This is a genomic window from Janthinobacterium sp. GW822-FHT07A03 (assembly GCF_058798815.1).
The window spans coordinates 443,037-469,873 of the sequence record NZ_JBXAKW010000001.1 but is presented as its reverse complement, the minus strand read 5'-3'; the positions used below and the strand labels follow the sequence as shown (position 1 = coordinate 469,873).

The following is a 26,837-nucleotide window of genomic DNA, read 5'->3' as shown; positions in this document are numbered from 1 at the left end:
TCGCCCCCCTATAATTCTTGCTTTTATAGAGTCGCCAGGAAAGAGTCGTGGACAAGAAGCTGACCAATATTCAAGAAAGAAAGTTACGCGAAGCGCAGGCGCGGCGCGAGCACATCATCGACGTCGTCAAAGACCTCATCAAGAAGGGCGGCGCGCGCGCCGTCTCCATCCGCAAGGTGGCCGAGGCGGCCGGCTTTTCCACCACCGTCGTGTACGCCCTGTTCCGCGACAAGGCCACCCTGATCGCCCAGGCCATGGACAAGGACTTGCTGGAACTGGTACGCGCCATGCGCACCGCCTGCGACACCAGCATGGACCCATGGGAACGCATCAGCCTGGTCGGCCGCGCCTACATCGAGTACGGTTTCCAGCATCCCGACGAGTATTCGCTGATCTTCATGGAATTGCGCCCGCATGCGGAAATCGATGCTGCCCTGGTGGAACACGGCAATATCGAGCAGGACCCCTATGCCTACGCGCTGCACCTGTTCGGCGAGCTGGCGCAGGCGGGCCAGGTGCGCCAGGACGAGCCGGCGCTGCACACCATGACGCAAATCTTCTGGCAATCGCTGCACGGCCTCGTGTCACTGCGCATCGTCATGGATGCGGGCGACCCATGGACGCCGCACCCGGAAATGAACGCGCATATCGACGACTTGCTGGCCGTCGTCACGGCAGGCATCCGCCTGCGTTTTGCTGCCATTTCCTGACGTTTGATCCAGCACAAACCGCGCCGGCGAAAAAGGCGGACAGTGGAGTCAAGCCGCCTGCGCTGGTGCAGCACGGCTGGCGCGAAGGAGCGTGAAATGAACGAAGCCTATGCCACCGACCGGCTTGACAAACAGCAAAGCGCGCACAATGCTGTCCGTATGGAAGCGCGGCTGACAAAATTGGAAACGGACCGGGAACATGACCGGCAATGGTTCAAGACGCTCGAACAGCGTCTTGGCGATGGCCTCGACAACGTGCGCACGGAGTTGCGCGACGAATCGCAGCTGCTGCGCGCCGACCTGACGCAGTTTCGCGGCGACCTGCGCGGCGACTGCCATGCCCTGCGCACGGAACTGGGCGATATCCGCAAGCACATGCACACCCACTTTCTGTGGTTCATGGGCATCCAGGCCACCACCACGTTTGCCCTGCTGGGCTTGGGCGCCAAGGCGCTGCATATGTACTGAATAGTAAAAAAGGCAGGTGCGGTGCTGCACCGCCCTGCCCTGTGTTTGCGCTGACGCAAACTTACTGCGCTGCCAGCATACTCTGCGTTTCCTGGTAGCGCGTATGCCACGACAGCGCCTGTTCCAAGAGGTGCGGCGTGTGGCCGCCGCGCTGGCATGCCGCGTCGTAATACGCGCGCAATTGCTCGCGGTAGTCGGGATGCGTACAGCGCTCGATGATCAAGGGCGCCCGTTCGCGCGGCGCCAGGCCCCGCAAGTCCGCATAGCCCCACTCCGTCACCAGCACGTCGACGTCATGCTCCGTATGGTCCACATGCGACACCATCGGCACGACGCTGGAAATGCGCCCGCCCTTGGCCGCCGATTTCGACACGAACATCGACACTTGCCCATTGCGCGCAAAGTCGCCCGAGCCGCCGATGCCGTTCATCATGTGCGTGCCGCACACGTGCGTGGAATTGACGTTGCCGTAGATATCGAACTCGAGCGCCGTGTTCAGGGCGATGATGCCCAGGCGGCGTACGATCTCGGGATGATTGCTGATCTCTTGCGGGCGCAGCACGATTTTCGAGCGGTAATGGTCGATATTGTCCATCAGCTTCTGGTGCACGGCGGCCGACAGGGTGATCGACGAGGCCGAAGCAAACGCCAGCTGGCCCGAATCGAGTAGCTCGATGGCGCTGTCCTGCAGCACTTCCGAATACATCGTCATGTTCTGGAAGGGCGAACCGATCAGGCCGTGCAGCACGGCGTTGGCGATGGTGCCGATACCTGCCTGCAGGGGCAGCAATTCCGGCCCCATGCGCCCGGCCGCCACTTCGCCTTCGAGGAAGGCAATCACGTGGCCGGCGATCGCCTGCGTTTCCGCGTCGGGCGGCAAGGCGTTCGACGGGCTGTCGGGGCTGTCCGTGATGACGATGGCGGCGATGCGGGCCGGGTCGATGGCGATGGCCGTGCTGCCCAGGCGCTGGTCCACGCGCGTGAGGGGAATCGGCTCGCGGCCCGGCAAAGTTTGCGGAATATAAATGTCGTGCAAGCCTTCCAGCGCCAGCGGCGTGGACAGGTTGATTTCGATGATCACCTGCGTTGCCTGCTGGGCAAAGGCGGCGGAGTTGCCGACCGACATGGTGGGAATGATGGCGCCGGCCGCCGTGATGGCCGTCGCTTCGATGACGGCGATATCGACGGCAGCCAGGTTGCCCGAGCGCAACTGTTCGGCCGTTTCCGACAGATGCTGGTCGATGAACATGACTTCGCCGTTGTTGATCTTGCCGCGCAGAACCGGGTCGACCTGGAACGGCATGCGGCGCGCCAGCACGCCCGCCTCGGCCATCAGGCCGTCGCTGCCATTGCCCAGCGAAGCGCCCGTGATCAAGGTCAGGCTCAATGGATCTTGCAGGGCGCGCTCGGCCAGTGCGCGCGGCAGGGCCTTGGCGTCGCCGGCACGGGTAAAGCCGCTCATGCCGACACGCATGCCGCTGTGGAACAATTTGGCTGCCTCATCGGCGCTCATGATTTTGCTGAGCAAGCCTGGGTGGCGGATACGGTCCTCGTACATCGTGATGCTCCTGATATTCTTAATATTCTCAAACTGGATGGCTGTCATACACCAGCCCCATAAGTGGTTTCAGTATAAAATCCCGCTTACATGCATGGCATGAATTAATTTCGCCACATCCAGTCGATATTTTCATGTCTTGCCACTGCCGAGCACCCTCTTGGATATCCGTTCCCTGCGCTATTTCGTGGAAACCGTGCGCCTGTCGAGCTTTACGCAAGCGGCCGAATCGCTGCACCTGACCCAGTCGACCATCAGCAAGATGGTGCGCCAGCTGGAAGACGAGGTGGGCGCCCAGCTGCTGGTGCGCGACGGGCGCAAGCTGACCCTGACGGACACGGGCCGCATCGTCTACCAGCACGGCCAGGAAATGCTGGCGAACATGCGCCAGCTGACCCTGGAAGTGCGCGATACCCAGGCCTTGCAGCGCGGCAGCCTGACGGTGGGCATCCCGCCCATGATCAATGTGCTGTTTACGCCAGTCTTGAAAGCCTTCCGCGCGCGCCATCCCAACATCAGCCTGACCCTGCAGGAAGACACGGGCCAGCAGATCGAGCGCAAGGTGGCGGCCGGCGAGCTGGAAATCGGCATGACGGTGCTGCCGGCCGACCCGGAGCTCGATCTCGTGGCCGTGGAAGTGGCCAGCTACCCGATCTGGGCCCTGGCCGAACCGGGCACGTTCCAGAAAAACCGCACGACGCTGCCCTTCAAGGCGCTGGCAGACTTGCCGCTGGTGTTATTGAAAGATGATTTCGCCCTGACGCGCAGCCTGCGCCAGCATTTCGCGCAAGCGGGCTTCACGCCGACGATTGCGGCGCAGAGCGGCCAGTGGGACTGGCTGGTGGCGATGGCCTCGGCGGGCCTGGGCGTGGCCCTGCTGCCCGAGCCATTCATCCACCGCCTGGCCGGCGAACCGCTGGAGGCGGTGCGCATCGTCGAGCCGGAGGTGGCGTGGCAGGTGGCGCATGTCTGGAGCGGGCGCTATCTGTCGCACGCGGCGCGCGCCTGGCTCGAGGTGTGCCAGGACGTGCTGGGCACGCAATTCGCGCACTGACGCACGCACTGACGCAAAAAAGGGTGGCCGAGGCCACCCTTTTGCTTGATCGCGACAGCGCGGCTTATTTGGCGGCGTCGTCGTTGTACATGCTGGCGTATTTCCAGCCGAAGTACAGAATGAAGGTGTAGCACAGGGCCGGCACGAGGAAGGACAGCTGCAGGTTGATGTGGTCGGCCAGGAAGCCCTGGATGAACGGTACGATGGCGCCGCCGACGATGGCCATGCACAGGATCCCCGAACCTTGCCCCGTTTGCGCACCCAGCTTGTTCAGGGCCATGCTGAAGATGGTCGGGAACATGATGGAATTGAACAGGCCGACCGCGATCAATGCCCACATGGCCGTGTGACCGCTGGAGAACACGGCGACAAGGATCAGCGCGATGACGACGGCGGCGTTGAAGGCCAGGGTCTTGCCCGGGCTGACATAGCGCATCACGGCAAAGCCGACGAAGCGGCCCAGCATGGCGCCACCCCAGTAATAGCTGACGAAATAGGCGGCATCGGCGTGGCTGAGGCCCGCGATATGGCTTTCGCCCAGGAAGTTGATCAGGAAGCTGCCGATGCTCACTTCACCGCCCACGTACAGGAAGATGGCCAGTGCGCCCAGCACCAGGTGGCGGTGCGACCAGATCGAGACCTTGTTGCCGGCCTGCGCCAGGGCGGCTGCATCGTCCGCATGCGAAATCTTCGGCAGTTTGGCCAGCGCGAACAGCACGGCCAGGATCACCAGGGTGGCGGCCAGTACCAGGTACGGGCCCTGCACGGAAGCGGCTTCCTTGGCGCGGTAGGCCAGCTGCTCGGCCGCCGGCAGCAAGTCGAACTGCTGCACCGTCAGCACGGTGCCCGACAAGATCAGCATGCCGCCCAAGGCCGGCGCCACGGTGGTGCCCAGCGCATTGAACGCCTGCGTCAGGGTCAAACGGCTCGACGCCGTCTGCGGGTCGCCCAGTTCCGTCACGTACGGGTTGGCCGCCACCTGCAGCACGGTGATGCCGGCCGCCAGGATGAAGAAGGACAACAGGAACAGCGCATAGCTGCCGGTCGACGCCGGGTAGAACATGGCGCAGCCGGCGGCGGCGATCAGCAGGCCGGCGACGACGCCGCGCTGGTAGCCGATTTTCTTGATCAGCATGCCGGCGGGCAGCGAGACGATGGCGTAGGCGCCGAAGAAGCAGAACTGCACCAGCATCGCCTGGACATAGGTCAAGGTGTAGATCGAGCGCAGATGGGGAATCAGCACATCATTGAGCGAGGTCAGCAGTCCCCACATGAAAAACAGTACCGTGACAATGATCAGGGCGCCTGTATTGTTTTGCGTGCCGGCCTGTGCGGACTGCATGCCCTGGCCTTGCTTTACGTATTCCATACCTTCTCCATTTTTCAATTCCAAGTTGATCTTGCCAGGCATGGAAGCGTTTCCACCCGGGCAGCACCAGGACGCGCAAGCGCCACGCAGATATCAGCGTGGGCCATGACTGCCATCAACGAAATGGGGCAGGCATAGCGACTCTTGCACGCGGCAGGCGCACGGCCGACCGTTTCTCGTCAGAATGATGTCTTGTGGGCGCGGCACGCCTGCGGGCTGCGTCTGAAAACAACATTCGGGGCAAAACAGTCTTGTAGTAAAACTACGATACAGCGCCCGCATTATGCCTTAAAGCCCCGTATTGCGCAGCTTTCCCGCCCGTTATTTCAAAATTGAATAGCTGACATTTGAAATCAAAAGTAGCCTTATAACTTGGAATCGCTATACTTATATTGCAGTGCAGCACAACGCGGCACGCCACATAAGGAGTCTGCCATGTCTACCGCATTTACCTACCACACCACGCAAAACAGCAATATCGTCGCCACCCTGGTCCACGCCGCAAAACGCGTCGGCGCCTGGCTGAACCAAAGCAGCGACCGCCGCGAGCGCGCTTACGAAGAAGCCTACCTGGCCGAATCGACCGACCGTTACGACCTGGAATACCGCATGCGCGAACTGGCCCGTGCCAACCCGCAGCCAAGCTGGATGAGCGGTCTGAGCCGTTAAGAGTGCCGCCATACCCGGCCACTCATTGCAGCCCATTATTGGCTGTTGCAACACCGATAGCGCCATCCTGCTCGCCTTGCGCTTGAGCACAGGATGGGCTATACAGGCGGGATGCAAACGCCCATTACCATCCTCGCCATCGCCGGCAGCCTGCGCGCCGCCTCCCTGAACACCGCCTTGCTGCGCGCCATCGCCCGGCTTGCCCCGCCGTCATTCGACATCCGCATCTATCCGGGACTCGGTGAACTGCCCCTGTTCAATCCCGACCTCGACGCCGACAGCCTGCCGCCCGTGACGGGCCTGCGCGACGCCATCCTGGCGGCCGACGTGCTGCTGCTGGCCAGCCCGGAGTACGCGCACGGCGTAAGCGGCCCTATGAAAAATGCGCTAGACTGGATGGTGGGAAATGAATCGTTCATCGACAAGCCGCTGGCGCTGCTGAACGCCTCGCCGCGCGCCACGCACGCGCAGGCGGCCCTGCGCGAAACAGTGCGCACCATGTCGGCGCGCCTGATCGACGAGGCCTGCATCAGCCTGCCCCTGCTGGGGTCGGGACTTGATGCGGAGGGCATCGCCGCAGACCCGGCATTGCGCCGGGCCCTGCTCGATATGCTGCAGTGCATCAGGTCATTTTCATGACCGTCTGCACGTTTTACTATCAATTCATCTAGTTTTACTACGTACTTCTACGGATCGCTCAATGCGGGATCATGCCGGTGAACACATAGGCCTGCAGCATGGTGATGATGCCGATGATGATGGCAAACAACAGGCTGTGCTTCAAGGTGAAGCGGAACAGGTCCGATTCCTTGCCCACCAGCCCCGTTGCCGCGCAGGCGACGGCGATCGACTGGGGCGAGATCATCTTCGCCGTCACGCCGCCCGTCGTATTGGCCGCCACCAGCAAGGTGTCGGATACGCCGATCTGGTGCGCCGTGGTGTTTTGCAGGGAGCAGAACAAGGCGTTCGACGACGTGTCGGAACCCGTCAGGAAGACGCCCAGCCAGCCCAGGAAGGGCGAAAAGAACGGGAAGGCGGCGCCGCTGCCGGCCAGCAGCAGGGCCAGCGTGGACGACATGCCCGAGTAATTGGCAACGAAGGCAAACGCCAGCACCAGGCCGATCGACAGCACGGGACGGCGCAATTCCACCACGGTTTCCACGAACGCCTTCCAGCCATCGCGCGGCTTCATGCGCAGCATCAGCATCGACAGCACGGCCGTCAGCAAGATCGCCGTGCCCACGGCCGACAGCAGATCGAGCTTGAACACGGCGTCATACGCCTTCGGCTCCGCCACGATGGGCATCGTCTTCATCACCAGCTTATCGAGGTAGGGCACGTGGATCTTGATGACCAGGCCAGACAGCGCGCCGCCGGCCGCAAACAGGGCCTTGAAGCCGGGCAGGCTCCACACGGTGACGATGGCCGTCAGCAGGCCGAACGGCGCCCAGGCACGCATGGTCTGCGCCGTCGTGTAGGGCGAAGCGGCGCGGTTACCCCCGCCGCGCAGGTCCGCGGCACCGCCCGCGCCGCCGAAACCGGACAGCGCGGCCGTGCCGCCGCCGACGGCATGCGCCACTTTCGCATTCTTCGGCTGCCACACTTTCAGGAACAGGGTCAGCGACACCAGGCTGACGAGGGCCGAGGTGATGTCCGGCAGCTCAGGGCCGATATGGTTCGACGTGAAGTACTGGGTCACGGCAAAGCTCAAACCCGTCACCAGGGCGGCCGGCCACACTTCGCGCACGCCGCGCAAGCCATCCATCATGAACACCAGCCAGAACGGCACCAGCAGCGACAGCAGCGGCAACTGGCGGCCCGCCATGGCGCCGATCAGGAAGGGGTCGATGCCCGTCACCTGGCCCGCCACGATGATGGGAATGCCCATGGCGCCGAAGGCCACGGGCGCCGTATTGGCGATCAGGCACAGGCCCGCCGCATACAGCGGATTGAAGCCCAGGCCCACCAGCAAGGCCGAGGTGATGGCCACGGGCGCGCCGAAGCCGGCCGCCCCTTCCAGGAAGGCGCCGAAGGCAAAGCCGATCAAGAGCACCTGCAGGCGCTGGTCGTCCGTCACCGACAGCACGGAGGCGCGGATGATCTCGATCTGCCCCGTTTTCACGACGATCTTGTACAGGAAGACGGCCGTGACGATGATCCAGGCGATGGGCCACAGGCCATACGCGAAGCCGTAACCGGCCGCCGCCAGCGCCTGCGGCACGGGCATGCCGTAGGCGAAAATCGCCACGGCCAGCGCCAGCGCCAGCGTGACAGCGGCCGCCACGTGGCCCTTGATGCGCAGCGCCGCCAGGGCGATGAAGAAGAAAATGATGGGCACGGCTGCCGCCAGCGACGACAGCCACAGGCTGCCGAGCGGTGTATAAAGTTGGGTCCAGGTTTGCATGTCGGGTCTCCTCCGGTGGATGCGGGTTGAATGAAAAAACGGCTTTTGATGTAATTGTGTGCAGCGTGTTTTTCGCGGTGTGGCGGGGCGTCGCTATTCTTCCTGCCCCCGTGCATTGAGCAGGTCGGCCAGGCTGCGCGGCGCCGGTTTTAAAGGCTTGCGGTGCTGGGTCCAGCCCAGTTGCGCGCGCGGCGTCAGCATCCGCAAGCGCGTGGCGGCCCAGCGGAACAAACGGTAGCTGGCGGGGCGCGCGAAGGCGCCGCTCCAGAAGCGCCAGATCAGGCTTTCGCCGCGGCTGAACTTGGCCCCCTGCCCGCGCAGCGGATGCGCCACCGCCTCATGCGGATTGCGGTTGGCCTCCGTGCGCAGGCGCACCAGCAGCTGCGGAATCGGGATGCGCACGGGGCACACTTCGCCGCAGGCGCCGCACAGGCTCGACGCGGTGGCCAGGTCGGCCGTCGCGTCCAGCCCCAGCAAGTGGGGCGAGATGATCTTGCCGATCGGCCCCGGATACGTGGTGCCGTAGGCGTGGCCGCCGATGCGCGTGTAGACGGGGCAGTGGTTCATGCAGGCGCCGCAGCGGATGCATTGCAGGGTGGCGCGCAGCTGCTCGTCGGCGTAGGCCTGGCTGCGGCCGTTATCGAGCAGGACCAGGTGCACTTCGCGCGGCCCATCCTGTTCGCCGGCGCGGCGCGGGCCGGAAATCAGGTTGAAATACGTGGTGATGGCCTGCCCCGTCGCCGAACGCGTCAGGAGACTGGCCAATGGCACGATATGTTCGAGCTTGGCGACCACTTTTTCCATGCCCATGATGGCGATGTGCACCTCCGGCACGGACGTCGTCAGCCGGCCATTGCCCTCGTTTTCCACCAGCCACAGGGTGCCCGTGTCAGCCGCCGCGAAGTTCACGCCCGACAGGCCGATGTCGGCCTCGACGAAGGCCTGGCGCAGGGCGCGCCGCCCCGTCTGGATCAGGCTGTCGACGTCTTCCGTGTAAGGCGCGTCGGGGATATGTTCGGCGAACAGGCCTGCGATGTCCGCCTTGGTCTTGTGAATGGCCGGCATGACGATGTGCGACGGCTTTTCGCCGGCCAGCTGGACGATGTACTCGCCCATGTCCGACTCCAGGCAGCGCATGCCGCGCGCTTCCAGGTAGTGATTGAGCTCGATTTCCTCGCTGGCCATCGACTTGCCCTTGATGAAGCGCGTCGCCCGGGCCTTTTCGGCGATGGCGTGGATGATGGCGTTGGCCTGCTCGCCATCCTCGGCCCAGTGCACCTGCACGCCGGCCGCCGTCAGCCTGTCTTCCAGCTGCACCAGCAAATCGGGCAGGCGCGCCAGCGCGTGCCGGCGCACGGCCTCGCCGATATCGCGCAGGCGTTCCAGCTCGTCGCCGTCGGGGAACTGGGCGCTGCGCTTGTCCTGTAAAAAATCCATGGCGCCGCGAAAGCTCTGGCGCAGCTTCGGGTCGTCCAGCGCGGCACGGGCGCGCGCATGGAAATCGGCCGGTTTGACGAATTGCAGGGGCTTGGCATTCATGGCTGGCCTCCTTCATGGGCTGACAAGTCATCGACGATCAGCACCCACAGCCAGCGCGGGCCGTGCGCGCCATACGCGAGGGTTTGCTGGATATCCGACGTTTTCGAGGGGCCCGACACCAGCACCAGGTTCGATGGCATGCCGTCCGCCCAGCGCTCGGCGCGCGCCGCCGCGTGCAAGTCCACGTGCAGGCTGCTCGCATACACGAGGCAGACGTGCAGGGGCGGCGCCAAGGACACCGTGCGCGGCGTGGCCGCGTCGGGAGCGATGACCAGGGTGCCGGTGGCGGCGATGCCGGAGCGCGCGACGGTAAAACCGGCGTCGACGGTGTCGAACAATTCGCCCTTCCACTGCTCCAGCGGACGCTCGAACGCCAGCGACTCCACGCCCTGCGGCAAGGCGGCGCGCAAGGCCTGCCCTTCGGCTCTGCCCGCATCGAGCAGCAAACGGCGCACGCCGTGTTCACCGAGACGCTGCGCCAGCAGGGCCGGCCAGGCGTCCATGCTCACGCAATCGACCTGCGCGTGCGAGGCGCGCAAGGCTGCCTGCATGGCGGCGATCCTGTGCCGTGCCGGCAGCGGCGCCGCGGCGCGGCGGGCCTGGTAATGGTTGTCGATGGCCGTATCGATAACCTCCACCGCTTCGGGCGCGGCGGGCTTTGCTGCGCGCAGGCGGCCCAGCATGCGTTCGCGGGCGGACAAGGCGGCGCTCATGCCACGCCTCCCGTGCGGCGCAACAGGAAGCTGGCCAGGTGTTCGACGGGCAGCGGCGCGCCCTGGTGCTGCGCGGCGTGGCCGATGTTGAGCAGGCAGCCGCAGTCGGCCGAAACGAGCCGGTCGCAGCCCGTGGCGCAGGCCGAGGCGATCTTGTCGCTGACCATGGCGCCGGAAATGTCCGGATGTTTTAGTGAAAACGTGCCGCCGAAGCCGCAGCATTCCGATTCGCGCTGGTGTTCGACGCGCGTCACGCCGGGCAAGGCGTCGAGCAGGGCCACGCCGTGGGTGCGCGTGCCCATCTCGCGGCGCGCCCCGCACGAGGTGTGCAGCACCACGTTTTCATCGGCCTGCCCGGCGCCGGCGAGGCTGGCCAGGTCGAGCTGCAGCACGCAGACGAGAAATTCACTCAGTTCATACACGCGTTCGGCCAGTTCGGCCGCCTTGGGGCCGGCCACGGGGTCGTCCTGGAACAGCTGCGGCCAGTGGTGGCGCATCATGCCGGCGCAGGAACCGGACGGCACGATCACGGGCCAGGGCTGCGCAAACAGGTCCAGCTGGGCGCGGGCCACGGCGCGCGCCTGTTCCGGGTTGCCGCTGCTGTAGGCGGGCTGGCCGCAGCAGCTCTGGCCGCGCGGATAGTGCACCAGCAAGCCTTCCCGCTCCAGCAGGCGCACCGCGTCGAGCCCCGCCTGCGGCACGAACAGGTCGACCAGGCAGGTGGCGAACAGGTACACCTGGAGCGGCGCGGGCGGGTAGTGGCGTGGTGCGCGGCTTGCTACGTGACGTGGCTGGCGCGGGTCTGGCTGCATGAGTGTGTCTCCTCGGCGCTCTGTGTGTTGCTGCGGCGCCGCTGTGTGTTGTTAAGAATGACCGGTTCACGCATAATTCCAGCTTCCGCAAGCCACTTCAAATTGCTCGGACCACTTTAAAACAACACCGGAAGACAGTGATGGCGACAGGCATGCAAACGCGGGGCAGGGTCGAGATGGTGATGCGCAGGCTGGAGACGGCCCTGCTGGACGGCAGCTTGCCGGCGGGCGCGCAATTGCCGGCCGAGCGCCTGCTGGCGCTGCAATATGGGGTCTCGCGCAACACCGTGCGCGAAGCGGTGCAGCGGCTGGCGGCGCGCGGCCTCGTGCGCAGCCGGCGCGGCGCGGGCGTGTTTGTGACGGATCAATTGCGCACCGGCATGGCGTCGCCGTGGAGCCAGCTGGTGGCCGACCACCCCGCCCTGCGCGACGACATCCTGGAATTTCGCCGCGTGCTGGAAGGGGCGACGGCCTACTTTGCGGCGCAGCGGGCCAGCGGCGGCGAGCGCGCACAGATCATGGCGCTGCTGGCCGAGCTGGAACAGGCGCGCGCCAGCGACGACAAGCACGGCGAGGCGCATGCCGATGCGCGCCTGCATGAAACCATCGCGCAGGCGTCGCACAACACCATGTTCTTGCACTTGCACACCAGCATCATCGGCATGCTGCGCGAACACATCACCATCAATGGCACGGGCTTGCGCCAGCAGGACGACGCCACCTCGCTGCAACTGCTGTCGCAGCACCGCACCCTGTGCGAAGCCATCTGCGCCAGCCAGCCCGAGGAAGCACGCACGGCGATGCAAAGCCACATCGATTTCGTGCGCACGCGCGTCACCAGCGATGACGATTGAGGCCACTGGTAGGACCAGTGCATGCGCACAGCGGCGGCGAAAACTGCTAACATCGCGCGCCGCCAACTGATCCGTCCTGCCATGACCGTCCTCGCCCACACCCATCCGCTGGTGCTCCAGCTGGAAAACGACTTGCTGCCCCTGTTCCGCGCCGCCCTGCCCGCACTCGCGGCCGCCGCGCCACGGGCGCTCGCCTCCGTGTTCGCCTTTTCCAGCGGCACGGCCAGCGCCTTCCAGGATTATCATTTCGGCATTTCCTGCCTGCTCGAAGACGTGCCCGAGGATGCCCCGGAAGAAGTCGCCCTGCTGGTCAGCGTCACGGGACTCGAGTCGGGTCCCCGTCTCAGCGCCCAGGTCGTCTGGGGCCAGCCTTCGGGCCGGGTGGAAATGCAGGCCGACCTGCCGGCGGGCGACCTACTGGCCTTGCATGCGGCCCTGCCCGGCTTGCTGGCCAGCCTGCAACAGGCCGCCAGCCGTGGCGGGCCGGGAATGTAACAAACGCATGTGACCGGCGCATGAAAAAGTGCCAGGAAACAACAACTTACGCTTTCCGCAGCGCAACTTTATTGACTTCCACTAGCCCCAGCCCCTATCCTTTCAGTTACGTTTGGTGAGAATGTCTGCCTGTTCCTGCGAGCATGCAGACAGGGTCGCCTTGCCTCCACAAAAGTCCATTCCGCATTTTTATTGCAACCATCAGGGCAACGCGCCTGGACGGCCGCTGCCGGCAAATACGGAGCTGACTGCCATGCCATCGCACCACCATTTTCCTGGAACATCCTTGCTGGGCTGCCTCTTCCTGCTGGCCGCCCTGCCCGTGCAGGCGCAGACCGCGGACAGCCCTGGCGCCAGCGTCACCGCCAATACCAGCCTCGCCTCGCAATACATTTCGCGCGGCTTTCGCCAGACCTGGGGCAAGCCCGCGCTGCAGGCGGGCTTTGATTACGCGCACCCGAGCGGCTGGTCGCTCGGCACCTGGGCTTCCACCGTCAGCGACCGCTATATCCAGGATGCGAGCATCGAATGGGACTTGTACGGCGGCTACGGCGGCACGGTGGGCGAGCTGGGCTACAACGTGCTCGCGTATTACTACAAGTACCCGGGCGCCGTCTACCGCGCCACTGGCGTCAAGTACGACTATGGCGAACTGTCGCTGGGCCTCAGCTACAAGATGCTGTACGCCAAGTACAACCATACCGTCACGCGCGACTTCTTCGGCATCACGCATGCGCGCGGCACGGGCTACCTGGACGTGGGCGCGAATGTCGACCTGGGCAATGCATGGACCTTGAATTTGCACGCCGGCAATGGCCGCGTGGCGGGCACGGGCAATGCCATCTGGAACTGGCGTGACGCCAAGGTGGGCGTCACCCGCGCCTTCGACGGCGGCTGGAGCCTGAGCGGCGCCGTGACGCGGGCCTGGGGCGCCACCGACGTCTACGATCACTACACCCTGGGCATTCCGGATGCGGCCGGCCAGTTCGACACCTCGAATCCCGCCGCGGCCACGCTGGTCGTGGCCATCAGCAAGACGTTCTAGGCGCGCCACCCGCGACGCCCATGACACCAATACCCCTCCCCATCAAGGAACAGCATCATGCAACTCTCACTGAACAGTAAAATCTGCGTCGCCGCCACCGCGCTCGCCGTCCTCAGCCTGGGCGTCACGGCGGCCGTGATCGGCTACAAGAGCAGCGCCAGCGCCGAAGCGGCCGCTTTGGAACTGGCGCGCACGTCGGCGCGCGAAGTGGCGGGCGCCTTGCAGGCGCGCATCGCCAGCAACCTGTCCAGCGTGTCGGGCCTGGCCGGCGCCATGCGCGGTACCAGAAGCGCAAATTTGCCCCTGCAGCGCGAGCAGATCAATGAACTGACCAAGGCCACCCTGACCAGCTCGGAAGACTTGCTGGGCGCGGCCGTGACGTGGGAGCCGAATGCGCTCGACGGCAAGGATGCGGATTTCGCCAACCAGAAACCGAATTACGACGCCAGCGGCCGCTTCATGCCCTACTGGACGCGGGGTGCCGGCGGCAAGCTGCAAGTCGAACCCATCGTCTTCGACCCGAAACCGGGCGCCAACGACTGGTATGACGTGCCCAAGCGCACGGGCAAGACCTACTTTACGGAACCGTACATCTACCCCGTCGACGGCAAGAATGTGCTGATGGCCTCGCTGGTGGCACCCATCATGATCGATGGCAGCTTCAAGGGCACGGCCAGCGCCGACTTCATGCTCACGCGCCTGGCGACAATCCTGGCCGGCCTGAAGGTGATCGAGGGCGGCAAGCTGGCCCTGATCTCGAACGGCGGCCTGTACGCCAGCCACCCCGCGCCCGAGCGCCTGGGCAAGAAGGCCGACGACGTGCCGGCGGCCGGCCTGGACAAGGTGCGCCAGGGTCAGCCGTATGAATACGAGGATGGCCAGGGCTACATCCATTTGCTGCAGCCGCTGCAGATCCACCCCGATATCGCGCCGTGGAGCGTGGAACTGAACTTCCCGAAAAGCGTGGCCACGGCCTCGGCGCGCGACCTGATGATCTACACGCTGATCGTCGCCCTGCTGTGCGCGGCGGCCACGGCCGGCATCCTGATCCTCGTCGTCAACCAGCTGACGCGCCCCCTGCGCACCCTGGGCCGCACCATGACGGACCTGTCCAGCGGCGACGCCGACCTGCGCGTCAAGCTCGAAGTCAAGGGTACCGACGAGCTGGCCGTGATCGGCAAGGGCTTCAACGCCTTCGTGGAAAAGATCCACGCCGTACTGCTGCAAGTGCAGGCCAGCGCCGACAACGTGGCCCGTGCCAGCGCGGAAATTGCGCAAGGCAATAACGACCTGTCGGCCCGCACGGAACAGCAAGCCAGTTCGCTGGAAGAAACGGCCGCTTCGGTGGAAGAGCTGACGGGCACGGTGAAGGAAAACGCCGACCATGCGCGCCAGGCGAATCAACTGGCCGCTTCCGCCTCGAGTGTGGCACAGAAGAGCGGCGAGGTGGTCGGCAGGGTCATCGCAACCATGACCTCGATCAATGACTCGTCCAATAAAATCGTCGACATCATTTCCGTCATCGACGGCATCGCCTTCCAGACGAATATCCTGGCCCTGAACGCGGCCGTGGAAGCGGCCCGCGCGGGCGAACAGGGGCGCGGCTTCGCCGTCGTCGCCACGGAAGTGCGCAACCTGGCGCAACGCTCGGCCGCTGCCGCCAAGGAAATCAAGCAGCTGATCGACGATTCCGTCGGCAAGGTGGCGGCCGGCAGCAAGCTCGTCGATGAAGCGGGCGCCACCATGGAACAGGTGGTCGACAGCGTGCGCAAGGTGACCGCCATCATGGCCGACATCAGCGTCGCCACCACCGAGCAAAGCGACGGCATTGCCCAGGTCAACCAGGCGCTGGCGCAGATGGATGGCGTGACGCAGCAGAATGCAGCCCTGGTCGAGGAAGCGGCGGCCGCTGCCGAAAGCCTGCAAGACCAGGCCAGCCACCTGGCCGAGGTGGTCAGCGTGTTCAAGCTGGGCGCGCAAATGCAGCAACAAGTGACAGCGGCGCCAGTGCCAGCAGTCGCGCCGCGCACGCCACCCGCAATGAAGGCGCCGCCGCCAGGCAAGCGCCTCGCTGCGGCCAAACCCGCGCCAGCAGAAAGAACGCAGGCCAAGGCGCCAGCCGGGGATGACTGGGAAGAGTTTTAAGCCTGCCATCCCGGGCGGCAGCCGGCGCCGGTACTGCACCACGCTAATGTTGATCCAGATCAAATCACCAATACATTCGGTGAGAATTGCCCCTGATCCATCCTTTTATACTGTTGCCGCGCCTACGGCACGCATGCTTGCCGAAATAAAAGGATGGGGCATGAAAAAAATCGTGGCAGTATTCCTGACTTCAGGCACGGCACTGCTGGCTGGCTGCGGTGGTGGCGGCGGCAGTGATGCAGGCAATGTCAATGCCGGCGCGACGCTGCCATCCTACGTCGGCACTTGGCAAGCGCCATGCGACGAGCATGAACGCGAGACCATGGTCATCGCAGCCAAAGCCGATGGCAGCGGCACGCTGGAACTGACCTCCACCACCGAAACCTATCTCAAGACGGACTGCAGCGGCACCTTGCTGGGTACGGAAAGCATGAGCGCGAAAATCAGCGCGACACCCGATGGCGTGATCGACGTTTTCGTCAAGCTGACGGAAAACGGTACCGCGAGCAACGTGCGCATCGACAAGCTGAACCTGTCCATCCCCGCCTATGGCTTCAGCGTCACGGGGCCCGGCGTGCAATACGTGAAGAAAGATGGCAAGCAGCAATGGTGCATCGACTATGAAGGCGGCTCCACCTGCCTGCTCGACGAAGGCATGCGCCCGGCGCAAACCATCAAGGGCGGCATCCTCTTGCGCGACAACAAGCTCTACACCTTCTCGCATAACGGCACCAGCTATGTGCCCGACATGCTGTATATAAAAAAGTAAGCACATGACTTGCTGCGGGGCCCATGGTCCTGCGGCTTCATGGCCCCGGGTCCGTAAGCGGGGGCAGGTGTAGAATCGGACAGACATTGCAAAAGCACAAAGCCACCCTGTTGAAAAAGGAGCTTGCCATGTCGCTCAACGCTTTCTCCCTGCCGTCCAACGCTGCGCTGGCCACCCTGCTGCAGCCGCAAGACAGCGCTTTTCTCCCCATCGAAGGTTTGCGGCGCCTGCGCGACGCGGGGCTGGACCAGTTGCCCCTGCCCGGCCACGGCGCCACCCTGCAGCGCTGGCAAATGCTGGCCGCCGTCGCCGCCATCGACCTCTCCCTGCTCAAGCTGTACGAAGGCCATACGGACGCGCTCGCCATCCTGGCGGAAATCGGCGCTCCCGGCGTGCCGGCCGGCAGCCTGTGGGGCGTCTGGAGCGCGGACCTGCCGGGTGCGCGCGTCAGGCTGCGGCAAGCGGCCGATGGCCGCCATGTGCTCGACGGGCGCAAGGCCTGGTGTTCCGGTGCGAAGGGCCTCAGCCATGCCTTGATCAGCTGCTGGAACGACGATCACCAGGCTTGCCTCGCCTCGGTAGCCCTGTCGCAGCCGGGCGTGCACGTCACGGACGAGGGCTGGCAAGCCGTCGGCATGGCCGCCTGCGCCAGCGTCGACGTGACCTTTTCCGCCGCGCGCGCCTTTCCCGTGGGCGCGCCGGGTGCCTATTTGGCCCGCCCCGGCTTCTGGCATGGCGCCGCCGGGATCGCGGCCGCCTGGTATGGCGCCGCCTGCGCCATCGCCAGCCACCTGCATGCGCGCGCGCAGCACGCCGCCCCCGATCCCGTGCGCCTGGCGCAACTGGGGCAGATCGACTGCGCGCTGCACGCCGTGGGTGCCCTGCTGCGCGAAGGCGCCGCCGAAATCGACCGGCACCCGCAAAGCAATGCGATGGCCCTGGCGCTGCGCCTGCGCCTGGCAACGGAAGACGCGGCCACCCAGGTACTGCACCTGGCCACGCGCGCGCTGGGCGCCGCCCCCCTGTGCCGCGACGCCCATTTCGCGCGCCTGGCGGCCGACCTGCCCGTATTCCTGCGCCAGAGCCATGCCGAGCGCGACCAGGCCCTGCTGGGCGGCATCGTCGCCGGCGCGGAAGAACATCCGTGGGCGCTGTGACGGCGCACCGGTAAAAAAAATCGCCGGACCGGAAGTGTCTCCCGGGCCGGCGATCAGGGTTAGCCTGACTGCGTGACTGATTACTTGAGCGGCATGGCGATCCCGAACATCACCGACTGGGTACGCCCGCTATCGATATTCAGATTGCTGTTGTAGTCCAGGGTGATGGTCATGCCGTTCGACAGCAGCAATTTGACGCCCAGCCCCGCCGCCCAGTTGCCCGTCTGCTGCGGCACGGTACGGATCACGTACACGGGGCCGTCGGCCACCAGGTCGGCATATGCCAGGCGCGCATCATCGGCGCCCTGGAACTGGTGGCGATACTCGAGCCGCGCGCGCGGGAACCACGTGCCCAGGCCGCCGACATAGATGCCCTCGGCCCGCACGCCCAGCGCGCCGATGCGCGAACGCACGGTCTGCTTGAAGTAGCTCAAGGCATTGATGCCCGTCGCCTTCTCCGTGTACGGGTCGAGCTTGGCCGACATCAGTTCCACGCGGCCATATGGCGACCACATCCAGGTGTCATGGCGCATCTCGATACCGCCCACCAGCGCACCGAACACCTGTTTGCCGTCGCGTTCGCCCGTGGCGAAACCGCTGCCATCGGACAGGTAGCGCGAAGCGTCGTACTGCAAGGTGCCGTAGCCAAGCACGCCATCGAGGAAGACGCCCTTGCTCGGACGCAGGCTGCCATACACGGCCGCCACGGCGCTGTCGGCCGTGCTGCGGCTGCCGTTCTGGCCCACGTCGCTGCGGTCATGGCTGAAGCCGGCGCCCACGCCCAGGGTCGCCAGGTCGCTGAGGCGGTAATCGCCCCCCACGCTGACGCCATTGGTGCGGAAACGGAAGCCCGTATCGCGGCCATTCACATAGTGCTGGCCGAAGTCGACCGCGCCGCCGAGCCACAGCGCCAGCGCCTGCTTCTGCGTGTCCGGCTTCTGCGGCATGTCCGGCAAGCCGCTCGTGGCCTGGCTGACGTCCGCCTGCTGCCGCTCGCTGCTGAAACCACTGTCAGGCTGGCGCAAGGCCGCCTTGCGCATGAACGGTTTCACCGCCGTGCCGAAGACGCGGTCCGCTTCCTGCTCCTGCCAGCGCGCCAGCGCCGCCGTCGGATTACCGCTGTCGTTCGGCGGCGTCAGGCTCAGGCCAAAGTTCGAGCGTCCCCAGCCATCGCCATGCAGGCTTTCCAGGCGCTGCGTGAAGTTCGACAGCTGCGCGCTGGCGAAGCGCCGCGCCGCATCGGCTTGCGCCGCCTGCAGGCCGATCACTTCCGGATCGACCGACGGGTCGCGGCGCGCCGTCACGGTGACGTTGACCACGCCCGGTTTCGAAGTGGCAAAGGCATTGCTCAGGGTGTAGCTGACGACGGCCGCACCGGAGAACTTGCCCGACGCCGCAAAGCTCAGCTGGTACGACGGCTTGCCGGCCGTGCCCGCGTCGCGCACCACCACCTTGCCCGCCTCCGCCGGCGCCACGCTCAGTACATTCGCCGCCGTGAACGGGCCGCCCGTGGCGCCCGCCGTCAGGTCGACCGTCACCGTCAGGCCGGCCACCACCGTGACGCTCTGGCTGACCACTTGCGGCATCGGATTGACGGTGATCGTCGATTTCACCGGCGCCGAGGTGCCGAACACGTTCGACAAGGTGTAGCCAATGCTGACGTCGCCGCTGGTATTGATGCCCGGCGTGTAGACGATGTCCATGCCATTGACGACCGCCGTGCCGCTGGCAGGCGCCGTGGTGATGGCCACTGCCGTGAACGGCCCGCCCGTCGCGCCTTCCGTCACATGCAGGGTTACCGGCGTGCCGGCCAGTACCGTCGCCGTCTTGGCAACAGGCACCGGCACCGGCTGCGGCGCCACCGTCAGGCTGAACGTGGCCGGCGCCGATACGCCGCCGGGGCCCGTCAGCGTATAGCTGAAGCTGTCAGGACCGAAGTAATCCTTGTTCGGCGTATAGGTGACGATGAAGCGGCTGACAGCAGGGGCTGTTACTGCTGCTGCGACGCCGCGTGCCAGACCTGCCATGCGCGCCGACGAAACGATATCGACCCGTCCATGGCTGGGCGGCGTGACGATGGTCACTGCCGTGATGGGACTGCCGTCGGCCGCATCAATGGTCAGACTCACCTCCTGGTTGGCCGAAGTCGTCCCCGACTCATTGACCACGGGCGGCGGCGCCTGGTTCACCAGCAAGGTCAGCGCTTGCTGCACCGTGAACTGGTGCGCATCTTTCGCTTGCACGGTGAAGCTGAAGCTGCCAAACGCGGTCGGTGTGCCGCTCAGCACGCCACTAGCGGCATCAAGCACGAGGCCGGCCGGCAAGGCGCCGCTGCTCACCGAATACGCATACGGCGCGACGCCGCCGGCCGCCGTGAATGGCTGGCTGTAGGCATCACCGGCACGGATGGCGGCCAGGCTGGACGGTGCCAGGCTCAAGGCGGGTGCCGCCACGGCCAGCGTGTAGCTGTTGCTGGCGCTGAACGGCGCCCCCACGCCCGTGCTGCTGTCCGTCACCTTGATGCCGAACGTGAAACTGCCCGCCACATTCGTCGTGCCGGACAGCACGCCGGTGGCCGCATTCAGGCTCAGGCCAGCTGGCAAGGTGCCGCTGCCGACGCTGAACGCGTATGGCGCCGTGCCGCCCGCCGCCGTCAGGGTCGCGCTGTAAGTCGCTTCCGCCGTCGGATTCGGCAAGGTGGCAGGCGTCAGGCTGACCGTGGCCGACGCCACGACCAGGGTATAGCTTTGCGTGCCGGCAAACAGGTGTGCATCTTCCGCCTGCATCGTCACGGTGAAACTGCCGGCCGCCGTCGGCGTGCCACTGAGCAAGCCGCTGCTGTTCAGCGTGAGGCCGGCAGGCAGGCTGCCGACGGACACGGTGTAGGCATACGGAGCGACGCCGCCGCTGGCCATCAGTTGCTGGCTGTAGGCCGTGGCCACTGTCGCTGCCGGCAAGGTGCCTGGCGTCACCGTGATGGCCGGCGCGCCAACGCTCAGGGTATAACTGTTGGTGGCGCTGAACGGCGCCCCCGCCCCCGTACTGCTGTCGGTAACCTTGATGCTGACAGGGAAGCTGCCGGCCACATTCGTCGTGCCGGACAGCACGCCGGTGGATGCATTCAGAGTCAAGCCGGCAGGCAAGGTACCGCTGCTGACACTGAAGATGTAAGGCGCCGTGCCGCCCGCCGCCGTCAAGGTTGCCGTGTAGGCCGCTTCCGCCGTGGCATTGGGCAAAGTGGCCGGCGTCAGACTGACATTGGCCGACGACACCACCAGGGTATAGCTTTGCGTGCCGGTAAACTGGTGCGCGTCGGCCGCTTGCACGGTCAAGGTGACGCTGCCGGCCGCCGTTGGCGTACCGCTGAGCAAGCCGCTGCCGCTCAAGGTGAGGCCGGCAGGCAGGCTGCCGCTCGACACCGTATAGGTATACGGAGCGACGCCGCCGCTGGCCGCCAGTTGCTGGCTGTAGGCCGTGGCCACTTTCGGCGCCGGCAAGGTACCTGGCGTCACCGCGATGACGGGGGCAGCAACTGCCAAGGTATAGCTGTTGGTGGCGCTGAACGGCGCCCCCGTCCCCGTGCTGCTGTCGGTGACCTTGATGCTGACAGGGAAGCTGCCGGCCACATTCGTCGTGCCGGACAGGACACCGGTGGCCGTGTTCAGGCTCAGGCCAACGGGCAAGGTGCCGCTGCTGACACTGAAGGTGTACGGCGCCGTGCCGCCCGCCGCCGCCAGGGTTGCCGTGTAGACCGCTTCCGCTGTGGCATTGGGCAAGGTGGCCGGCGTCAGACTGATGCTGGGAACGCCCACCGCCACTGTCACAGTGGCGGGCGCCGAGGTACCGCTGGCATTAATAGCCTTATAGGTAAAGCTGTCGGCACCGGCATAACCTGGCGTCGGTGTATAGCTGATGCTGGTGCCGTTGGCCGTCGCCGTGCCGTGCGCCGCGGCGGAGGCCACCGCCACCGACGTCGCCGCGCCGCCCGTCAGATTCAGGGTGATCGCAGTGGCGCCGCTGCCGTATGGCACCGTAGCGTTGACGTTGCCCGCCACCGGCAGCGCCACCGCCACCGTTCCCGTGTAGCGCATCGTGCCAGCATACGGACCGCTGCCCGTGCTGTGGTCCGTCGCCGTGACGGTAAAGTCATACGCGCCTGCGGTCGTCGGTGTACCCGACAAAATACCGTTCGGATTCAGGGTCAGGCCGGCGGGCAAGGTGTTAGAAGTGACCGCAAAGTCATACGAGCCGGTACCGCCCGAAGCGCTGATGGTCTGGCTGTAGACGGTACCAACCATCATTGCCGGCAGGCTATTAGTCGTCACAGTCACCGTCGGCGCGCCGACCGTGATTGTCACGGTCGCCGTCGCGGACGTGCCGCCGGCGTTGATGGCCTGATAGGTAAAGTTGTCCGGACCGGCATAACCTGCCGTCGGCGTGTATGCGATGCTCGTGCCGCTGACCGTCGCCGTGCCATGGCTGGCGGCGGCGACCACCGCCACCGATGTCGCCGCGCCGCCGGTCAGGCTCAGGGGGATCGCCGTGCCGGTGCTGCCGTAGGCTACCGTGGCGTTGACGTTACCGGCAATGGGCGCACTAGGCGTCACCGTGATCGTCACGGTGGCAGCCGCCGACGTGCCGCCGGTATTGCTGGCCTTGTAGGTGAAGCTGTCGGTCCCGGAAAAACCTGCCGCCGGCGTATAACTGATACCGATGCCGTTGACCGTCGCCGTGCCATGGCTGGCGGCAGACGCCAACGTCACCGACGTCGCCACGCCGCCGGTCAGGCTCAGGGGGATCGCCGTGCCGGTGCTGCCGTAGGCCACCGTGGCGTCGACGTTACCGGCAATGGGCGCAACGTTCGCTACCGTGCCGGAATAGGTGCGCGCCCCCGTAAACGGAGCGCTAGCACCGGTGCTGCTGTCGGTCGCCGTGATGGTAAAACTGTACGCGCCTGCCGCCGTCGGCGTACCGGACAAGGTGCCGTTCGACGCCAGGCTCAGGCCCGCCGGCAGGCTGCCGCTGGAGACATAGCCATACGGCAATGCCCCGCCACTGGCAGTGATGGTCTCGCTATAAGCGACGCCGAACGTCATCGCCTGCAAGGCCGCCGGCGCCAACGTGATCACCGGCGGACTGACCGTGATTGTCACGATAGCTTGTGCCGAAGTGCCGACGCCATTGCTCGCCGTGTAGATAAAGCTGTCGGAACCGGCATATCCAGCCGCCGGCGTATAACTGATACCGATACCGTTGATCGTCGTCGTGCCATGGCTGGCGGCGGAGGCCACCGCTACCGACGTTGCCGCGCCGCCGCTCAGGTTCAAGGTGATCGGGTTAGCGCTGCTGCCATAGGCCACCGTGGCGCTGACGGCGCCGGCAATGGGCGCGCCAGCCGCCACCGTGACGGAATAGGCGCGCGATCCCGTGTAAGGCGAACCCACGCCCGTGCTGCTGTCGGTGGCCGTGACGGTAAAGTTATATGGTCCCGCCGCCGTCGGCGTGCCGGACAAAGTGCCGTCCGGCGCCAGGCTCAAACCCGTGGGCAGACTGCCGCCGGTGATGGCATAGCTGTACGCGGACGTTCCGCCACTGGCGACAATGTTCTGACTGTAGGCGACCCCTGCCGTCATTGCAGGCATGACCGTCGGCGTGATACCAATCGTCGGCGCGGCCACCGTCATCGAATAGGCGCGCGCGCCCACGTACGGGCCGCTGCCCGTCGAGCTGTCCGTGGCCCGCACGGTAAAGTTGAAGGTGCCGGCGGCTGTCGGCGTGCCGGACAGCGTACCGCCGCCGGACAGGCTCAGGCCGGCCGGCAAGGCGCCGGCGCTGATCGCATACGTGTACGGCGCCAGGCCGTTCGCGGCGGTGATGCTCTGACTATAGGCCGCGCCCACGGTAGCGCCGGGCACGGTTGATGGCGCGACCGTGATGGTCGGCGCACCGACGGTGATCGTCACGGTGGCTGGTGCCGACGTGCCGCTGCCATTGGTGGCCGTGTAGGTAAAGCTGTCGGGACCGCCATAGCCTGCCGTCGGCGTATAGGTGATGCTGGTGCCGCTGGCCGTCGCCGTGCCATGCGCAGCAGCGGACGCCACGGCCACCGAGGTAGCGGTACCGCCGCTCAAGACCAGGGTGATCGGATTGGCGCTGCTGCCATACGCCACCGTCGCACTGACGGCGCCGGCGACGGGTGCCGCCACATAGGTGAACTGGTCCGCGGCGCTGGTGCTGCTGGTGCCGCCAACCGTGGTAACGCGCACGTCCACCGTGCCCGTGCCGGCCGGCGCCGTCGCCGTGATCTGCGAGGCGCTGTTGACGGTGAAGCCGGTCGCCGCCGTGGCGCCGAAGGTCACGGCCGTCGTGCCGCTAAAATTCGAACCGGTGATGGTGACGCTGGCGCCGCCGCCTGCAGGACCAAATGTGGGGGAAATACCGCTCACGATCGGTGCGCCCACATACGTGAACTGATCCGCCGCACTGGTGGCACTGGTGCCGCCTGGCGTGGTGACGCGCACGTCGACCGTACCAGTGCCGGCAGGCGCCGTGGCCGTGATCTGCGTGGCACTGTTGACCGTGAAGCCGGTCGCCGCCGTGGCGCCGAAAGTGACCGCCGTCGCGCCGGTAAAGCCCGTGCCGCTGATGGTGACGGTGGTACCGCCAGTGGCCGGGCCGGCAGTCGGGGAAATGCTCGTCACCGCAGGTGCCGCCAGAAAGGTGTACTGGTCCGCCGCGCTGGTGGCGCTGGTGCCGCCCGTCGTGGTGACGCGCACGTCCACCGTGCCCGTGCCGCTTGGTGCCGTCGCCGTGATCTGCGTGGCGCTGTTGACGGTGAAGCCGGTGGCCGCCGTGGCGCCGAAGGTCACCGCCGTCGTGCCGCTAAATCCCGTTCCCGTGATAGTGACCGTGGTGCCGCCGGTTGCCGCACCGGCAGTCGGAGAAATGCTGGTGACCGCCGGTGCCGCGACATAGGTAAATTGGTCGGCGGCGCTGGTGGCGCTGGTGCCGCCTGCCGTGGTGACGCGCACGTCCACCGTGCCGGCGCTGCCGGCCGGTGCCGTCGCCGTGATCTGCGTGGCGCTGTTGACGGTAAAGCCCGTCGCCGCCGTGGCGCCGAAGGTCACCGCCGTGGTGCCGCTAAAGCCCGTGCCCGTGATGATGACGCTCGTACCGCCGCCAACCGGGCCCGAGGTGGGCGAAATGCTGCTCACCGCTGGTGCCGCGACATAGGTAAATTGGTCGGCGGCGCTGGTGGCGCTGGTGCCGCCAATGGTGGTCACGCGTACGTCGACCGTACCAGTGCCGGCCGGCGCCGTGGCCGTGATCTGCGTGGCACTGTTGACCGTGAAGCCGGTCGCCGCCGTGGCGCCGAAGGTCACCGCCGTCGTACTGGCGAAACCCGTGCCGGTGATGGTGACGGTGGTGCCGCCAGCGGCCGGGCCGGCAGTCGGGGAAATGCTCGTCACCGTCGGTGACGCCACAAAGGTGTACTGGTCCGCCGCGCTGGTAGCGCTGGTGCCGCCTGCCGTGGTAACGCGCACGTCTACCGTGCCGGTGCCGGCAGGCGCCGTCGCCGTGATCTGCGTGGCGCTGTTGACGGTAAAGCCGGTAGCCGCCGTGGCGCCGAAGGTCACTGCCGTGGCGCCGGTAAAACCAGTGCCCGTGATGGTGACGCTGGTGCCGCCGGCGGAGGGACCCGCCGTGGGAGAAATGCTGGTGACCGTTGGCGCAGGAATATACGTGAACTGGTTCGCGGCGCCGGTGGCGCTGGTGCCCCCGGTCGCCGTAACGGTCACGTTCACGGTGCCGGCACTGCCGGCTGGCGAGGTGGCGGTGATGGTCGTGGAATTGACGACGGTGACGCTGACGCCATTGTTGGCGCCAAACTTCAGCGCCGTGACGCCCGTAAAGCCGGTACCGGTGATGGTGACGGCCGTGCCGCCGGCCGTAGGGCCGGAGGCGGGCGACACGCCGGTGATGGTTGGCGGCGGCTGGGCGTTGATCACCATCGAGTAGCTTCTGGACGTGTTGTACGGCCCATTGCCGCCCGTGACATCCGTCGATTTGATCACAAAGTTATAGGTGTTGATGGCGCTGGGCGTGCCCGATAACAAACCGCTGGACGACAGGGTCAGGCCCGGTGGCAAGGAGCCCGATTCCACCACATACGTGTAGGGCGCGGTACCGCCGGAGGTGCTCAGTTGCTGGCTGTAGGGCGTCGATATTCCACCCGCCGTCAGCGTGGTGGGGGTGATGGACAAGGTGGGCACCGCGATCGACACCGAATAATTCTTGGTGACGGTCAGCGGCGTGCCTGATGTCGAGTCCGTCACCTTGATGGCGAACACATAGGCGCCGGTGGCCGTCACGGTGCCGGAAATCACGCCGCTCGACGACACGGTGATACCTGGCGGCAAGGTGCCGGAATCAAACGCGTAGGTGTAGGGGGCCACACCGCCGCTGGCCGACATGGCCTGGCTGTACGGCACGCCAATCACGGGCGCCGTCAAACTGCCCGGCGACACGGTAAAGGCCGCCGCGGCAGGCAGGACGGTCACCGTAAACGTCATTGTCTGGCTATCCTCATCCAGCAGGACAAAGCTGTCGGACAGCGCCCCGTCGCCATTGTTGATATAAGTCGCGATGCCGGTACCGTTGTTGACAAGGCCGGTAATCGTGCCGTGCTGCGCCCCGGGGTTGTTTTCCGTCAGGCCAAAACTGCTGCACACTGACATATCAATCACATAGGAGCCGCCGGAGGCGACGGTAAAACTCTGATTGGGAGGACATTTTATGCTCGGCCCCGCCTGTGCCGGGCCTGCGGCGAACGCCAGCACCAGCAGGCACAGCGAAGCGAACCAGTGCACGCAACGGCCGGACACTGACGGCCCGTCAGCGGCACGGCCTGGCATGCACCCCTTGTTTCCTGAAAAAAAATGAAACAGAAAAGAAAACGCCGGGCGGACGAGGATATCGTTGCTAGTACGCAACATATTTTCTCCAATACACAGTTTTTTAGACAAAAAAGGAACGTGAATTCAGGCTGCAAGCCAGGCCTGTCAAGGCTCTTCTA

Annotated in this window: 18 protein-coding genes; 11 read left to right on the top strand and 7 right to left on the bottom strand. The window is 65.7% G+C overall.

Annotated features, from left to right (window positions below):
• Positions 1-47: 47 nt before the first annotated feature.
• Together AC1RJW_RS02110 and AC1RJW_RS02105 are read left to right on the top strand one after the other, a co-directional pair.
• The gene (locus AC1RJW_RS02110) at positions 48-710 is read left to right on the top strand and encodes a TetR/AcrR family transcriptional regulator (protein ID WP_493043069.1); all 663 of its coding nucleotides are present in this window, start codon (positions 48-50) and stop codon (positions 708-710) included.
• Between the two features lie 96 nt (positions 711-806).
• Entirely contained in the window at positions 807-1,178 is a 372-nt protein-coding gene (locus tag AC1RJW_RS02105) for a hypothetical protein (protein WP_152281136.1), read from the top strand.
• A gap of 61 nt (positions 1,179-1,239) precedes the next feature.
• Here the strand turns inward: AC1RJW_RS02105 and scpC are convergent, their stop codons facing one another.
• On the bottom strand, positions 1,240-2,736 hold the full coding sequence (gene scpC / locus AC1RJW_RS02100) for a succinyl-CoA:acetate CoA-transferase ScpC (RefSeq protein WP_493043068.1): 1,497 nt from the start codon (positions 2,734-2,736) through the stop codon (positions 1,240-1,242).
• Between the two features lie 160 nt (positions 2,737-2,896).
• On the opposite strand from scpC, the gene AC1RJW_RS02095 reads away from it, so the two are divergent.
• On the top strand, positions 2,897-3,790 hold the full coding sequence (locus AC1RJW_RS02095; RefSeq protein WP_493043066.1) for a LysR substrate-binding domain-containing protein: 894 nt from the start codon (positions 2,897-2,899) through the stop codon (positions 3,788-3,790).
• A 64-nt stretch (positions 3,791-3,854) separates the two neighbouring features.
• Here the strand turns inward: AC1RJW_RS02095 and fucP are convergent, their stop codons facing one another.
• Complete coding sequence (fucP, locus tag AC1RJW_RS02090) at positions 3,855-5,159, bottom strand: L-fucose:H+ symporter permease (RefSeq protein WP_493043063.1); 1,305 nt, start codon at positions 5,157-5,159, stop codon at positions 3,855-3,857.
• Between the two features lie 435 nt (positions 5,160-5,594).
• On the opposite strand from fucP, the gene AC1RJW_RS02085 reads away from it, so the two are divergent.
• Together AC1RJW_RS02085 and AC1RJW_RS02080 are read left to right on the top strand one after the other, a co-directional pair.
• Entirely contained in the window at positions 5,595-5,828 is a 234-nt protein-coding gene (locus tag AC1RJW_RS02085) for a DUF3563 family protein (RefSeq protein WP_080698581.1), read from the top strand.
• A 111-nt stretch (positions 5,829-5,939) separates the two neighbouring features.
• Positions 5,940-6,467: an NADPH-dependent FMN reductase gene (locus AC1RJW_RS02080; RefSeq protein ID WP_493043061.1), complete on the top strand. Its 528-nt coding sequence runs from the start codon at positions 5,940-5,942 to the stop codon at positions 6,465-6,467.
• Between the two features lie 58 nt (positions 6,468-6,525).
• On the opposite strand, the gene AC1RJW_RS02075 is transcribed toward AC1RJW_RS02080, so the two are convergent.
• The 4 genes from AC1RJW_RS02075 to AC1RJW_RS02060 all read right to left on the bottom strand — a co-directional run bounded on the left by AC1RJW_RS02075 (position 6,526) and on the right by AC1RJW_RS02060 (position 11,296).
• Positions 6,526-8,232, bottom strand: a complete 1,707-nt coding sequence (locus AC1RJW_RS02075; RefSeq protein WP_326459321.1) for a lactate permease LctP family transporter — start codon at positions 8,230-8,232, stop codon at positions 6,526-6,528.
• A gap of 93 nt (positions 8,233-8,325) precedes the next feature.
• Positions 8,326-9,771, bottom strand: a complete 1,446-nt coding sequence (locus tag AC1RJW_RS02070; protein WP_493043059.1) for a LutB/LldF family L-lactate oxidation iron-sulfur protein — start codon at positions 9,769-9,771, stop codon at positions 8,326-8,328.
• A complete protein-coding gene (locus tag AC1RJW_RS02065) occupies positions 9,768-10,484 on the bottom strand; it encodes a LutC/YkgG family protein (RefSeq protein WP_493043056.1) in 717 nt (238 codons plus the stop codon). Before AC1RJW_RS02065 ends, AC1RJW_RS02070 begins: the two co-directional genes overlap by 4 nt.
• Positions 10,481-11,296, bottom strand: a complete 816-nt coding sequence (locus AC1RJW_RS02060) for a (Fe-S)-binding protein (protein WP_493043054.1) — start codon at positions 11,294-11,296, stop codon at positions 10,481-10,483. The genes AC1RJW_RS02065 and AC1RJW_RS02060 overlap by 4 nt, the downstream gene beginning before the upstream one ends.
• A gap of 152 nt (positions 11,297-11,448) precedes the next feature.
• Between AC1RJW_RS02060 and AC1RJW_RS02055 the strand changes: the two genes are divergently transcribed.
• The 6 genes from AC1RJW_RS02055 (at position 11,449) to AC1RJW_RS02030 (ending at position 17,761) form a co-directional block, all read left to right on the top strand.
• Positions 11,449-12,150, top strand: a complete 702-nt coding sequence (locus AC1RJW_RS02055) for a FadR/GntR family transcriptional regulator (RefSeq protein WP_493043053.1) — start codon at positions 11,449-11,451, stop codon at positions 12,148-12,150.
• An 81-nt stretch (positions 12,151-12,231) separates the two neighbouring features.
• Positions 12,232-12,645, top strand: a complete 414-nt coding sequence (locus AC1RJW_RS02050) for a hypothetical protein (RefSeq protein WP_493043051.1) — start codon at positions 12,232-12,234, stop codon at positions 12,643-12,645.
• A 286-nt stretch (positions 12,646-12,931) separates the two neighbouring features.
• Complete coding sequence (locus AC1RJW_RS02045) at positions 12,932-13,690, top strand: TorF family putative porin (RefSeq protein ID WP_493043049.1); 759 nt, start codon at positions 12,932-12,934, stop codon at positions 13,688-13,690.
• 57 nt (positions 13,691-13,747) lie between these two features.
• Entirely contained in the window at positions 13,748-15,835 is a 2,088-nt protein-coding gene (locus AC1RJW_RS02040) for a methyl-accepting chemotaxis protein (RefSeq protein WP_493043047.1), read from the top strand.
• A gap of 160 nt (positions 15,836-15,995) precedes the next feature.
• Positions 15,996-16,604, top strand: coding sequence for a hypothetical protein (locus AC1RJW_RS02035; RefSeq protein WP_493043045.1), 609 nt, complete (start codon positions 15,996-15,998; stop codon positions 16,602-16,604).
• 128 nt (positions 16,605-16,732) lie between these two features.
• Positions 16,733-17,761, top strand: coding sequence for an acyl-CoA dehydrogenase family protein (locus AC1RJW_RS02030; protein WP_493043043.1), 1,029 nt, complete (start codon positions 16,733-16,735; stop codon positions 17,759-17,761).
• An 80-nt stretch (positions 17,762-17,841) separates the two neighbouring features.
• On the opposite strand, the gene AC1RJW_RS02025 is transcribed toward AC1RJW_RS02030, so the two are convergent.
• On the bottom strand, positions 17,842-26,499 hold the full coding sequence (locus AC1RJW_RS02025; RefSeq protein ID WP_493043041.1) for a putative Ig domain-containing protein: 8,658 nt from the start codon (positions 26,497-26,499) through the stop codon (positions 17,842-17,844).
• Positions 26,500-26,837: the final 338 nt, after the last annotated feature.